This is a genomic window from Candidatus Poribacteria bacterium, assembly GCA_028820845.1.
GTDB lineage: Bacteria > Poribacteria > WGA-4E > WGA-4E > WGA-3G > WGA-3G.
In genome coordinates this window covers 35106-47856 of sequence record JAPPII010000108.1, presented here as the reverse complement: position 1 = coordinate 47856, position 12751 = coordinate 35106, and the positions used below count along the sequence as shown (strand labels likewise).

Annotated in this window: 10 protein-coding genes; 2 read left to right on the top strand and 8 right to left on the bottom strand. The window is 47.9% G+C overall.

Going from position 1 to position 12751, the window contains the following annotated elements; all coding sequences use genetic code 11:
- Positions 1–51: 51 nt before the first annotated feature.
- From topA to OXN25_19725, 5 genes are all read right to left on the bottom strand, one after another.
- The gene (gene topA / locus OXN25_19745; protein MDE0427093.1) at positions 52–2328 is read right to left on the bottom strand and encodes a type I DNA topoisomerase; all 2277 of its coding nucleotides are present in this window, start codon (positions 2326–2328) and stop codon (positions 52–54) included.
- A gap of 274 nt (positions 2329–2602) precedes the next feature.
- Positions 2603–3376 (bottom strand): acetyl-CoA carboxylase carboxyltransferase subunit beta, encoded by a 774-nt coding sequence (locus tag OXN25_19740; GenBank protein MDE0427092.1) that lies wholly within the window; start codon positions 3374–3376, stop codon positions 2603–2605.
- Positions 3377–3591: 215 nt separating this feature from the next.
- A complete protein-coding gene (locus OXN25_19735) occupies positions 3592–4368 on the bottom strand; it encodes a LamG domain-containing protein (protein MDE0427091.1) in 777 nt (258 codons plus the stop codon).
- A gap of 96 nt (positions 4369–4464) precedes the next feature.
- Entirely contained in the window at positions 4465–6279 is a 1815-nt protein-coding gene (locus OXN25_19730; GenBank protein ID MDE0427090.1) for an ATP-binding protein, read from the bottom strand.
- A 101-nt stretch (positions 6280–6380) separates the two neighbouring features.
- Positions 6381–7169, bottom strand: coding sequence for a LamG domain-containing protein (locus OXN25_19725; GenBank protein ID MDE0427089.1), 789 nt, complete (start codon positions 7167–7169; stop codon positions 6381–6383).
- Positions 7170–7451: 282 nt separating this feature from the next.
- On the opposite strand from OXN25_19725, the gene OXN25_19720 reads away from it, so the two are divergent.
- Both OXN25_19720 and OXN25_19715 read left to right on the top strand, forming a co-directional pair.
- The gene (locus tag OXN25_19720) at positions 7452–8831 is read left to right on the top strand and encodes an MATE family efflux transporter (GenBank protein ID MDE0427088.1); all 1380 of its coding nucleotides are present in this window, start codon (positions 7452–7454) and stop codon (positions 8829–8831) included.
- 134 nt (positions 8832–8965) lie between these two features.
- Entirely contained in the window at positions 8966–9667 is a 702-nt protein-coding gene (locus OXN25_19715; GenBank protein ID MDE0427087.1) for a rhodanese-like domain-containing protein, read from the top strand.
- 138 nt (positions 9668–9805) lie between these two features.
- Here the strand turns inward: OXN25_19715 and OXN25_19710 are convergent, their stop codons facing one another.
- The 3 genes from OXN25_19710 to OXN25_19700 are packed head-to-tail and all read right to left on the bottom strand — an operon-like array spanning position 9806 to position 12595.
- Positions 9806–10528 (bottom strand): alpha/beta hydrolase, encoded by a 723-nt coding sequence (locus OXN25_19710; GenBank protein ID MDE0427086.1) that lies wholly within the window; start codon positions 10526–10528, stop codon positions 9806–9808.
- The gene (locus OXN25_19705; GenBank protein MDE0427085.1) at positions 10525–11412 is read right to left on the bottom strand and encodes an amidohydrolase family protein; all 888 of its coding nucleotides are present in this window, start codon (positions 11410–11412) and stop codon (positions 10525–10527) included. The genes OXN25_19710 and OXN25_19705 overlap by 4 nt, the downstream gene beginning before the upstream one ends.
- Positions 11393–12595, bottom strand: coding sequence for a molybdopterin molybdotransferase MoeA (locus tag OXN25_19700; GenBank protein ID MDE0427084.1), 1203 nt, complete (start codon positions 12593–12595; stop codon positions 11393–11395). Before OXN25_19700 ends, OXN25_19705 begins: the two co-directional genes overlap by 20 nt.
- Between the last annotated feature and the right edge of the window lie 156 nt (positions 12596–12751).

Sequence of the window (12751 nt, the reverse complement as noted above, 5' to 3'; positions counted from 1 at the left end):
GTCAGCAGTTGGTCAAGTGGTATCTGAAGACCGACAGCTAACAACTGACAACTATTTTGTATATTCACACGAAGGGCAAGCGATGAAGGTAGACACGGTTTCACTACCTCTCGCTTTTTTTGTTTTCTCAACCAAGAATGGGGCGTTACATTCCGGACAAGATTCCGAGAGCGGTTTATCCCATGTTGAAAATTCACACTTCGGATAGTTACTACACCCGTAAAAGACCCTGCCACGGCGGCTGCGCCGTTCACCGAGGTAACCGTCGCAATCGGTTTCTGGACAATCAACGCCGATTGGGATCGGTTTAGCATTTTTGCACTTCGGATATCCGCTGCACGACAAAAATTTACTACCGGCACGACTCGTCCGGATAACCATGGGCTTACCGCACTTGTCACATTCGGTATCGGTCAGTTCAGGTTCTGGAGGCGGCGTATCATCTGCATTTAGCGGTTTGATGCTCTTACACTCCGGGTAGTTCGCGCATCCGAGGAACCGTCCATACCTACCCCATTTAACAATCATGTTACTTCCACACTTATCGCATTTTTCATCGGATTCTTCTTCCATCGCTTTTCGGGCTTCATACATCTTGTCAGGTGCTTCTTGCAAAGCCGTTTGGAAGGATGGATAAAATTCGCCTAAAGTATGGGACCACTTAACTTTACCCTCTGCGATGGTGTCAAGCTGCTCCTCCATCTCTGCTGTGAATCTAACGTCAACGATGTTCTCAAAACCTTTAATAAGTAACGTGTTGACAAGTCTTCCAACATCTGTAGGTACAAGCTGCCTGCGTTCTCTGGTCACGTAACCCCGATCCTGAATTGTTGACAAAATAGACGCATAAGTACTGGGGCGTCCAATTCCTTTTGCTTCTAACATCTTGACGAGTGTTGCCTCGTTATAACGCGGGGGCGGTTGTGTAAAGTGTTGCTTCGGTTCCAATTTACGCAGATCCAGTGCGTCACCTGCTTTGACTATAGGTAAGTTGATGTTCTCTTCACTAACTTCGTTTTCCTTGGCAGCGGTGTCATCTTTACCTTCCATATAGATACGTCTGAATCCGTTAAACTTGATGACTGAACCCGTCGCTCGAAAAAGATAAGTTCCTGCTTTGATGTCAATCGTTGTTGCGTCCAAAATAGCAGGATTCATCTGACTCGCTATAAATCGTTTCCAAATCAAGTCGTAAAGACGGTACTGTTCGTTGTTCAGATAGGATTTCAATTCTGCTGGCGTTCGCAGAGGGACAGTCGGACGGATAGCCTCGTGCGCGTCTTGCGCCCCTTTTTTGCTCCGATAATTAACAGCACGAGCAGGTAGATATGCTTCACCGTATGTGTTTTTAATGTGGTTTCGTGCTGCTTGAACCGCCTCTTGAGCAACGCGCGTCGAATCGGTACGCATGTAAGTGATAAGTCCAACCGAACCTTCGCTCCCGATTTCTAATCCTTCGTAGAGTTGTTGGGCAATGAACATCGTCTTTTTGGCAGCAAACCGTAGTTTTCGAGACGCTTCTTGTTGTAAGGTACTCGTTATAAACGGCGGAACCGGACGCTGTTTACGCTCCCGTTTTTCGACCTTTTCAACGACGTAGTTCTTTGTTTTTGCATCTGCGGTGAGTTCTTTCGCACGTTCTTCATCTATGCGAAATCCGTAATTATTAATCTCACCTTTCTTGCTACCAATCTTATGTAATTTGGCAGGAAAAAGATGCTCAACATCAATTGGGGTCAGTGTTGCCGTGAGTGTCCAATATTCTTTAGGTTCAAACTTCTCAATCTCTTCTTCGCGTTCACAGATAAGTCGTACCGCAACGGATTGGACTCTGCCAGCACTGAGACCCGGTTTAACACTTCGCCATAGAATCGGGCTAATCTGGTATCCGACGAGCCGGTCGAGCACGCGGCGGGCTTGTTGGGCATCAACGAGCGACATATCAATCTCGCCTGGATTCTCGATCGCATTTAAAATTGCACTTTTCGTGATTTCGTTGTAGGTTATCCTATAGATGGGTTTCTTGGTTTTCTTCAGTTCTTCGGCAAGATGCCAACAAATAGCCTCGCCTTCGCGGTCCGGGTCTGCGGCGAGATAGATGTTCTCCACCTTCCGGGCTTCGCTTTGGAGCGATTTCACAACCTTGCCCTTCCCACGAATCAGGACGTATTTCGGTCTGAAGGCGTTTTCAATATCGACACCGAGTTCTTTCGTCGGTAGGTCGCGGATATGTCCAACGGAGGATTCGACGATATAATCCCTGCCTAAAATCTTTTTGATGGTTCTTGCTTTCGCTGGTGATTCAACAACAACGAGTGACTTCGACATGTCTTGTTCCTATTCTCTTTATTTTTCGTGGATGTAATGGTTTAGCAGACATCTACTTTCAGTTTAGTCTCTTTGTTAGGTTAAAAAATATAAGGCGTCTTGTGCTGGTACTGATACTTTTAACGACACGCTATCATTTTATAAATATACACTATTATTAACGGATAGCGTTGATAATAGTTTCATATCCTGTTTATTCGTCTGTGTGTACTGTGTGAGTGTTGGGGTGAATTTTGTTTTTTTGTCTACAGAAGAGAGTCCATAGCTTCGCGCATTAGGACGCAAAAGTGATCAGATCAATAAGCGTCTGGCGCATATCTGCACGGTGGACAATGGAGTCAACGAATCCATGTTCGAGTAGCGATTCTGCTTTCTGGAAGTTTTTTGGGAGTTCTTCGCGAAGACTCGCAACGGCTAACGGACCCGCAAATCCGATGCGAGCACCCGGTTCGGCGATAATCACGTCCCCGAGCGAAGTATAACTCGCAGTAGCCCCCCCAAAAGTCGGGTCGGTGACAACGGAAATATAAAAAACTCCTGATTTGGTATATTCGACGCAGGCGGCGGCGGTTTTTGCCATCTGCATCAAGGCAAGTGTGCCTTCCTGCATCCGCATGCCACCACTCACGGAAACAATCACTAACGGCAGTTTCTCTTCAAGCGCGCGTTCGATACACCGAGTAACTTTTTCGCCAATCACCGAACCGCAGGTTCCCCCTATAAAACCCACATCCCCAATCGCGATGGCCGTTGAATAGCCCCCGATTTTCGCTATGCCCGAAAGCAGCTCCGATCTGAGTCCTGTTTTCGCGATATCTCTCTCCAGTTTTTGCGGATATTCCGGGAACTCTAACGAATCAATAGAATAGAGATCCGCATCGTATTCCTCAAAACTGCCTGCGTCTACGATGAGGTCGAGTCGCTCGTACGCACGCATATAATGGTGGTAGTCGCAGTGTGGACAGACCTTAAAGTTTTTAATGAACGTTTCTACGACGATCTGTGTGTCGCAATTTCTACATGAGATTGTGGCTGAAGTTTCAGACATTTTTTTACTTAACAACGCGCCCTCAGAAAGCGCACTTCGTGAAAATAGGCGAGGTTAGGAATGCACATCGCATGAATCAGAATCAACGGTATGAAGCCCGTGTGGCATTCCGAATCAACGGTATTCATGCCTTAGGGCATGAACCGGGAGCGTGTACGCTGCAAAACCTCGCCATCAAAACAAATTAGCTTACAAATTTCGGTCTTAAGTCCGCCTTAACGACTTTCTTTAAGGGACCCCCAGGTTGTCGAAAGCTTCCCGCCTGCCTCAACAGCGAGCGCATCCACACCTTGCTCCATAAACGTATTGATTTCATCTTCGCTCAAGGCACGATTCCAGAGACGGACTTCGTCGATAATCCCAGCGAAAACATAGTTAAGGCGTTCGCAATCTTGTCCGATGCGCCATGGATCATCGTTAGCGTTGAGTTTCCCCGGAACATCGCCATCAACTTCTTCTTTGCCATCGATGTAGATTATGCCTTTCTTCGTATCGTTGGTGAAGGCAACATGGATAAATTTCTCAGTGTCCGGTAGACCTGTTGAAATATCAGCGCGGCCCCCTTCGGTTTCAAAACGGAGTTTAAAGACCCCACCTTCACTGAACAATCCATACTGAACTCTACCGCCGCAACCACCGTGGACGGATTTGCCAACGATTTGGCGCGTACCGTTCCAATGCTCTGCGTTAACCCACGCCATAAACGTCATTTCATCTACGTTGAGTTTCGGTGTGCTTTCAACGGTGACAAAAACGTCGCTACCTTCACCGCCAAATTCCAACGCCTTTCCGAATTTTCCGTCAACCCATTCGGGATTGTCAATTACACCCTCATGATCGTTTCCACTAAGGTCTTCCGCTTTGTCCCCATTCCCTTCGTCATAAGGATGGTAGAGCACCAAACCATCCAGAAATTCTGCTGGACCAATAGACATGGCGAACGGCGTTACTACCAAAAGTAGCGCGACAGATAAACAAATAGCCAATTTCATTGCTGAATTTCCTCCTTATAGGTAAAGATAGGGTATTATAACAAACAGCAAAAATATCTGTCAAGAGAAAATAGCGTGTATTTAGGACGCTATAAATCAAACGTTCAGACCCAACTGATCGCTCAGTTCCATCAAACGTCTATTAATGCCTGTTTTATCAATCCGATTTCCCTCCACAAATTCTTGGTAAACCGGCAGTAGGGCTTCAGGAATCATCCTCCGAGAATTCGCTTCTCGCAATGCCAATAACCCCATGAACAGCTGCATCTCTGGTGAATATGCCGGTATGAAATCTTCTAAGGCTTGACGGAGATCGGCTTCTGTTAGGTGCTCGCGTTGATGATGTTTCGCCATGTTATTTGCGCGTTGGACAATCAGAAAGAGATCTCGCCAAGTCAATCCATCTGTATCTGGACCGCCAACGAGTCCGCGGAAGTTAATTCCGTCTTCAGTTTGATCTTGGCAAAATATCCTTAAAATTTCCACTCTGCCTTCAGCGATGGGGGGTAGCATAACGAATTTAGTGTCAAAAACGCCGTACTGACGAAATATCTGCGGCATCAGGTCCGGACGGTGCGATGCGCCAACCCATATCACTCTACCGTGCAACGACGCGTCACTGATAGCATTCACGAGGCTTTGTGGAAACGGTTGTCGTTCCTCTGGATGCATACTCGTATGTGGCGGTGCCTGCTCAATTTCGTCAATGAAGACAACAGCGGGTGAAATGCCGCGGATGAAACTGATAGCAGCGTTCAGATTTCGCTCATAAGAGTTCCCGTTTTCGTTGATGTTGATTGTCACTTCGCCTACTTGACTGGCGTAGCGGAGTTGGACAAACGTCATGTTTGCTTCGCCAGCGAGCAGTTGCGCCGCGTAAATCTTGCTGGTTCCCGGTGGACCGAGGAAAAGGACACCCCGCGGCACGCGCCGAAGGTCTCGGTTTTTCATTCCCTCCGCAATATCCCGGATTGTCCACATCACATACCAACCATCTGCAGAAGAGTTTCTCTGTGGATCGCCAAGCTCGAGAACACCATGACTGAAAGTTCTGATGCTCTCACGCCGGTATCTCACAAGCGGTTCACCACCGGCTTTCTGTGCTGCGGATTCTGCCTGTCGAATAACGTCGTGAACGCCGAAGAGATTGAGACCTATCGTCTCGTGTGCCAAAACCTCTCGATCGCTGTCATCGCCGAGCGTTTCACGCATCTGTGAGTCATCATCTGAAATTGCACGCAGATGGTCAATAAAGTGCCGTCGTTGATCGTAATCTGGGAACGGAATTTCTATGACTGGAATCTCTGGGTTGACGGTGAGACTCGGATGGACATCATAAGTGTTTTGGGTCAGGAGCAGAATAATGTGTCTACGTCTTCGTATCTCTAAGTCGGAAGCCCAATTTTGAATTCGACTGAAGAAACGTTGCAAATCATAATGACCACCGCTGCTCAAGGACGGGTCGTTAGGTGCCAGATGTTCCAGAGAATTGATAACCAACCCAACTTTCGCTCTACCCTGTTGTAAAAGGTTGTTCAGTTGCCGTTGTAACTCCTCTGACGGCTCCGGATCGGTGTTTATAAACGGATCTTCATGTGGTTTATCGATTGCCAAATTGGCATTGATTCTCGGACGCTCAGTCTCTGGTTCCTCGTCTTGCGCTGTGGGAATTAGTTTTAGCATCTTCTGCATATTTCGCCGCCGCCCGATATTCGGCCAAATAACGCCTTGTGATGTATTATAGCCGACAACGAGGTCACAGCCTAATGCATTGAGCTGTTCCATGAGGTAGTCGAGGGCAGGCAAGTAACCGTAAACATCGTCGTACAGGAGGTCCTGTACATTAAAATGGAGCAGAAATTCGTGTGCCGAACCCGCGTTGTAATGTCTTTTTACCTGTTCCCAAAACATTTCCTTCTCCAATATGAGATGTTCATTTTTTCTGGTAGGTGTAGAGCAGGCGAGATACAGGAAAGGGGGCGCGCGTGGCAAGCGCGCCCAGATTATTTATTTTAGCGATTGGTTTTGATGTTACCCCAAGTCGTCGTTAATTTCGCAAGCGGATCGACAGGGGTCAGCAAACCTTGTGCACCGCCAATTTCGTCGGCACTCAAAGCACGGTTCCAGAGACGAACCTCGTCTATCAAGCCCGCGAAGACATAGTTGAGACGTTCACAATCCTGTCCGATGCGCCACGGATCGTCGTTAGCATTCAACGCACCCGGCACTTCGCCGTCCACAACTGCTTCAGCGTTAATATAAATCATTGCGGTTTCACCGTCGTTGGTAAAAGCGACGTTAACCCACTCTTCTGTCGCGGGGAGATCGGTTGTGATGTCGGCTCTGCCGCCATCTGTCTCAAAGCGAAGTTTAAAGACACCACCCTCGCTGAATAGACCGTATTGTGTTCGACCCGCGCAACCACCGTGAACGGATTTACCGACAATCTGGCGTGTGCCGTCCCAATGATCGGCGTTAATCCACGCCATGAACGAACATTCGTTCACGTTCAATGCATCTGTGCTCTCGACCGTAACATACGCATCGCTGCCTTCACCGCCAAAGCGAAGGGCACCACCGAATTTTCCAGAATCCCAATCAGGATTCGTAATTTCACCATCGTGACCGTTGCCACTCGCGTCCGCAGCGAGTGTGCCTTGTCCCTCATCATACGTATGATGTAGGATCAACCCATCTGTAAGATTCGCGGAGACGGATAGCGTGAATAGCATAGAGACTGCTATGAAAAGACACATGATCCCGTAAAGGGAAAACTTGTAAGTCAATGTTATATTTTTCATGTTTCTGACTCCTTGAAAAGTTTAAAAATAGTATAACAAGTTTTTAATTATACTGTCAAAGAAAAACGTTTTCTAATAAAGCGTCCTTAAGCGTTTTTCTGGTTCAGAGATACACAATACGCCGGAAACCCAGATTTTCGTCTTGACGGCTGAACGGAATTCTGATAATATGGACTTGGCTTGTACAGAATCCGTAAGTCTGATACCAGAACATTCTTGTCAGATATTGCAATTCAGTGGAGCAGCTAAGCAGCTCTAAGTAGGAACCCAAATACAAAAAATATGAGAAAAGCACGGGGCGATTTGACCCGTGGAAGTATTTTTAGACACCTTCTACGGCTCTCTGTACCGATAATATTCAGCTACATTCTCCAAGATGCCTTCAACATCGTTGATATGATTTTCGTCGGAAGGTTGGGTCCAGGGGCAATCGCAGCTGTCGGTGTGAGTGGGAATTTACTCCGATTAATCGGGGTTTTTACACTCGGTATCTCCACAGGTGCTGGGATTATGGTGGCGCAGTATCTCGGTGCTCGCGATCTCGCACAAGCAGAGCATATCGCGATGCAGGCAATTCTGTTAGCCGTTTTCTTCTCTGTTGGTGTTACGCTGATCGGTTATCCGTTAGCCGAGTATGGTCTGCTTGCTGTCCGAATGGTGGATCCAGAGGTGTTACGCCTCGGCACGACTTACATGCGTATCACACTCTTGGGTATCAGTACGATGTTTGTGTCGATGGCACTCGGTTCTATTTTTCGCTCTGGTGGTGATTCTTTCACGCCAATGGTCGTGTTGGTGTTTTCAACACTGATTAACATTGTACTTGATCCGTTGCTGATTTTCGGCTTATGGGGTTTCCCGAAGCTCGGGGTTGCTGGATCAGCGTACGCAACCCTCATCGGACGGGGTGTGGGGGCGGTTGTGCTACTCTATCTGTGTTGGACGGACCGCGCCCCGGTTTCACTACGGCGAGTTCAGTTTCGGATAGACTTCGCTCAAATGCTTGACATCTTACGACTCGGTGTTTACAGTTCTATGCAAGGGTTCTGGCGACATTTATCGAGACTCGGTTTCTTATGGGTAATTGGGCCCTACGGTAAGGATATCGTCGCTGCATATACAATTTGCATGCGGCTTCGGATTTTGGTCATGAATCCCGGTTTCGGTATCGCAAACTCCGTTTCCCCATTGGTCGGACAGAATTTAGGCGCGAATCAGATGGAACGCGCCGAAAGATCGACACGGATTGCGAACCTTTTAGGGGCTGCGCTCATGGCAGTCATTGGGGCAGTTTTCCTCGTTTTCCCGCAGATGTTCATTCGGATTTTCGCGCCTAACGACCCTGTGGTCGTCGAAATAGGTGCTGTTTACCTGCAGTTTCTATCCCCAACGTTTGGATTTATCGCTTTTTCGCTTATTTTAGGTAGAGCACTCAACGGTGCTGGGGATACACTCTCTCCGATGGTCATTACCCTCGCTTCACAGGTAGGTGTCGGTTTAGGGCTGGTGATTCTACTGTCGCATTTCATTGGACTCAACGGCGTTTGGTTGGGGATTGCCCTCTCAAATGTCGTTCAAGGCATGGTGATGTGGCTCTGGTATCGGACCGGAAGATGGAAAACAATAAAACTTGTTAATAGACAAGTGCCGAAAGAGGCGTAGCGAAACCGACGCACGCCGACGGCATCCTATAGTTAGTAAAACCTATAACCGCGGTAGGCGAGGTTTCCTAACCTCGCCGATACCAAGTGTCGAAATAATTCTTAAGATCCACCATAATTACAGAAGGAGTTAAAATGGATGATTACAAAGGCTATGTAAATCCACAATTGGTTATCTCTGCTGACGAATTGAAAGGCACCCTCGACGATGACACCTACTGCATCGTTGATACACGACCGACTTATGAATATATGCGTGGACATATTCCCGGCGCACTTCATTTGGATCTATTCGGTTTAAGCCTTATTGATACCAGCAAAGAGACTTTTGATACCTTTATGTGGATGATAGCGTATCTGTTTCAGCAACGCGGACTTGATCCGAGTAAACCGATTGTCTGGTATGAGGACATCTCTGGCACGCGTGCCTCACGGGGATTTTGGTTTTGTGAGTATTTAGGACATCCGGAAACCCGTTTGTTAGATGGCGGGTTTAAAGCATGGCTCACAGCGGATGGACCTGTGAGTACAACAGGGGTTGAACCGCCAGAGGTGCCACCTTTCCCGATAAATCCCCAACACGACATACACATGGATGCCGATGTCATCCGTGTGCTACTCAGTCGAGACGACTTTATCCGTTTAGATACGCGCACAGATGATGAACATTACGGTAGGGTTGCCCGTGCAGAGCGTGCAGGTGCCATCCCCGGCTCTATTCACATTGAATGGCTCGATAATCTTGACGAAGCCGGGGCTTTCAAACCTGCCGATGAACTCCAGCAAATGTATGAAGCGGTTGGTATTACACCCGACAAACAGGTAATGTGCTACTGACAGGGCGGATACCGCTCTTCCCAAGCCTATTTAGCATTGCGGCTTTTAGGATACCCGAAAGTCAGCAACTACATAGGTTCATGGAAAGAGTGGGGTGACCGGCTGGATTTGCCGGTCGAAATTCCTCAGGCTTAAAAGCTACGGCATAGGGAACGTTCCTATGACTTTACTGATTTCATCTGGGCATTCATGCGGTAGGTAATGCCCAGTATTTGGAATCCAAACCCATTGAATGTTCGAGTTGGGCGGAATACGCAGCTGCTGTGCAGTCGCATCATTCCGTCCCATACTCCCAAAGACTTCATAGATGGGGATCCGTGCCTGCCCAAGGTAGGCATAGCCATCGAATTCTTTTACCGATTCCCAAAAACTATCCCAAACCTCAGACTTAAAACGACTTCGCGTCTCTTCAGATTTCCACTGAATTTGCGCGATCGCGGTTTGGGGCAGTGAACCGTAAAAGCGTCCAGCGTCGAAAGTACTACCCGCAGAAGAGAGACTTGTCCAGCCTTCCAACAAAACCAATCCAGCAACACATGGTGAGTGTTTGGCAACTTCCATCGCTACCATCCCACCGAGACTGTGCCCAACAATCACTAATCTTTGAAGTTCCAAATAGTCTATCAAATGTCCAACATCGTCAGCGAGATCGGCTAATGTGAAAGGTTGCGTAGGTACAGCACTCTGTCCATGTCCACGGAAATTGAGAGCAATGCAACGTAAGTGCGGAGGTAATCCTTTAATCACCGCTGCCCAATCCGATAAATCGCACCCAGTGCCGTGTAAGAAAAGTAGTGGCTGACCCGCGTTATCTGAATCAGAGTAAGCCATCTCTCCCCAACACTTATGAATTGTTGTCATGTTGTCAGGTTCCAAATCTGTGCAGCTGTGCCGCCCAGAATCCGATCCTTGTCATCTGATGTTAAAAACGGGATCCCTTTTCTGATGAGGCGAAGTTCCTGCGCTAAAGACGGCCAGTTGTGCTTTTGTCTATGGTGTCCCGGGTACCCTGTTCCCCAGACCGTCCGTGACGCACCGAAAGCCGAAAGCAATTTCTCAATAAACGGATGGACATCTGTATAAGGAAAATCCTCGTGAGAGCGTCCAGCGACATCCGATAATTTAAAATAAATATTATCGTATTGGGCGAGGTCCACAATCGGTTGGAAAGCGGCTTCATCAGCATCCACCTGTGGATATCCCATGTGATCAAGGATGAGTGTGAGATGCGGATACTGTTGGGCGATAACCGCGACCTGATCCGCAAACTCAGCGCGTAGATGGAATTGGATAGCCGCGTCCAGCGCGGCGATCTCTTCCCACATCGGTCTGTTCTGTTCAGTCAGCAGTATCTTTTCATCCGGATAATACATCGGATGGAAACGGAAACCTACCAAACCCCGTTCTTTTATCCAATACCGGACCTGGTCTGCGTTTTTTGGATCTTGTGGGTCGATTAAGCCGTGTCCGATGAATCGATCTGGAAAACGCGCCACAGAATCAGCGATGTATCCGTTGTCCCAGGTAGACCAACTCGTCTGAACAAGGACCGTCCAATCCACACTGTGTACATCCATCTCTGATAGGAGTTCATCAGCAGTCCCGGGTTCATCTGGATACGAATTCCAAGTCGGAGCCGTCGGACCAACAGGATATTTAGGCGGATCGATTTCCCAAACATGAACATGTGTGTCTACAATCATGGAGAGTTCCTCAACACTCAATTTAGAATAGAAATTGGGCATCCACTGTCTCACCGGCACCTAACGTTACCCCGGCTGGAATCGTAATCAAACCATTTGCCAAGACAAGTGAATGCAGGATACCAGACCCTTGGGGTCCCGTTGTTTCAGCAATGTATTGTCCATCAGATTCTTTAAGAATTGCCCGCATGTAGTTAACGCGTCCATCTTTGTTGGTGATGCTTTCTGAGAGAACCGCTTTGAAAGTCGGACGCAGTAAATCTGTATGACCCGCCATTTTCAGAAGTGCCGGACGCACAAAGAGTTCAAACACAACGAGCGAAGAGACCGGATTGCCGGGAAGTCCGAAGATAGGTTTCCCATCAGCGATGCCGTAAGCCTGCGGTTTTCCCGGTTTCATAGCGACGCGCCAGAAGTTAACTTCACCTAATCTTTCCAGGACGCTTTTCACAAAGTCGTGCTCCCCTACCGAAACACCGCCACTTGTGATGAGGGCATCCGCCTTGGCGAGTGCGGCACGAAAAATGTGCTCTATTTCTGCTTCATTGTCAGGGGCAATACCCATATCAATCGGTATGCCTCCCGCTTCCTCTACTTGTGCGTAGAGACCGTAACGGTTGCTTTCTCGAATCTTTCCCGGTTCAAGGGGTTCACCGAGTAACAGGAGTTCATCACCCGTCGAAACAATCGCAACGGTGGGTTTGCGATAGACGGTAACCTCTGGGCGATTCAGAGAGGCGAGCATCGAAACTTCGGGCGGACGCAGGTGTTTCCCTTTTCCCATCACCAAGTCGTCTGCCTTAACGCTCTCGCCTGTAAAACGGACGTTTTCAGACGCATCAACGCCTTCAAAAATTTTGACTTTGTTACCTTCTTGTTGGGTTACTTCCTGCATGACAACAGCGTCGGCACCCTCAGGCATCATAGCACCCGTCATGATACGCGCCGCTTGCCCTGTGGCGACCTGTTTTGTAGGGGCATGCCCTGCAGCGATCATTTCTACAACTGAAAGAAGCACGGGATTTTTTTCGGATGCATTCTGGACATCCGCTGCTCGCACCGCATACCCATCCATCGCCGAATTATCAAAAGGCGGAATGTTTTCAGCAGCACTGAGTCCTTCTGCCAGCACATAACCCGTACAGTTCAGAATGTCTCGTCTTTCTGACGGCAAAACCGGAATCGTATTGAGCATCTGTTGACGGGCAGCTTCAACACTGAGCATATAATTTTCTCCTTCGTATGATCTTTTGCCAATATAATAAAGCATCAGACTGATAAGTGCAAGTCTATCTTTTCGTCTTTTTAGGGCTATTTAGTTTTAAGGTTTTTGATCGTTTAACTAAAAATCTTTTTTATAGTTTTTACTATAAAAAACTTG

Bases quoted from the DNA above. Each gene is read 5' to 3' on its own strand.
- OXN25_19740 (MDE0427092.1), bottom strand. From the start codon at position 3,376: ATGTCTGAAACTTCAGCCACAATCTCATGTAGAAATTGCGACACACAG.
- OXN25_19700 (MDE0427084.1), bottom strand. From the start codon at position 12,595: ATGCTCAGTGTTGAAGCTGCCCGTCAACAGATGCTCAATACGATTCCG.
- OXN25_19725 (MDE0427089.1), bottom strand. From the start codon at position 7,169: ATGAAAAATATAACATTGACTTACAAGTTTTCCCTTTACGGGATCATG.
- OXN25_19735 (MDE0427091.1), bottom strand. From the start codon at position 4,368: ATGAAATTGGCTATTTGTTTATCTGTCGCGCTACTTTTGGTAGTAACG.
- OXN25_19715 (MDE0427087.1), top strand. From the start codon at position 8,966: ATGGATGATTACAAAGGCTATGTAAATCCACAATTGGTTATCTCTGCT.
- OXN25_19720 (MDE0427088.1), top strand. From the start codon at position 7,452: ATGAGAAAAGCACGGGGCGATTTGACCCGTGGAAGTATTTTTAGACAC.
- OXN25_19710 (MDE0427086.1), bottom strand. From the start codon at position 10,528: ATGACAACAATTCATAAGTGTTGGGGAGAGATGGCTTACTCTGATTCA.
- topA (MDE0427093.1), bottom strand. From the start codon at position 2,328: ATGTCGAAGTCACTCGTTGTTGTTGAATCACCAGCGAAAGCAAGAACC.
- OXN25_19730 (MDE0427090.1), bottom strand. From the start codon at position 6,279: ATGTTTTGGGAACAGGTAAAAAGACATTACAACGCGGGTTCGGCACAC.
- OXN25_19705 (MDE0427085.1), bottom strand. From the start codon at position 11,412: ATGCCCAATTTCTATTCTAAATTGAGTGTTGAGGAACTCTCCATGATT.